Annotated in this window: 1 protein-coding gene and 1 pseudogene; both read right to left on the reverse strand. The window is 54.8% G+C overall.

Annotated elements, in window-relative coordinates; genetic code table 11:
• Nucleotides 1-193, reverse strand: a pseudogene (locus AC0L2K_RS35110) (4'-phosphopantetheinyl transferase family protein); the annotation flags it as partial.
• Between the two features lies 1 nt (nucleotide 194).
• Nucleotides 195-396 (reverse strand): hypothetical protein (locus AC0L2K_RS35115; protein ID WP_473533674.1); only part of this gene is annotated, 202 nt, incomplete at its 5' end.

Genomic DNA, 396 nt, shown 5'->3' on the forward strand with positions numbered 1-396 from the left:
GCAGTTGTGGGAATCCCAGTTGCCCAAGGAGTGTTCTGGCGACTACTCTTGCAGCACCGCTTTGGCGGCGAACTTTGGCAACAGCGCGTCCCAACGAGGTAACTTCGGAAGCGTACAAGGTGGATTCGTCGCCCGGTTCTATTGGACGGATGCCGACGAGGATGTTCTGTTGATCAATGGTGATAGTCTCCATTCTATCTGGTCCCTTTGAGCTTTTCGGATGAGAAGCTCAGCCAATGCAGCTGGCCTTGAAATTGCCCGACTCGGTCGTCGATCAGCAGCGGCGGCAGATCACATATGCTTCCCATCTTTTGGATCACCGAGCCAGAACTCTCCGACATTTGGGGATTGTCGCGATCCGAGACTGAACCTCGTCTGGGTGCCAGAACCTTCGGT

Source organism: Mesorhizobium sp. WSM4817 (genome assembly GCF_055811135.1).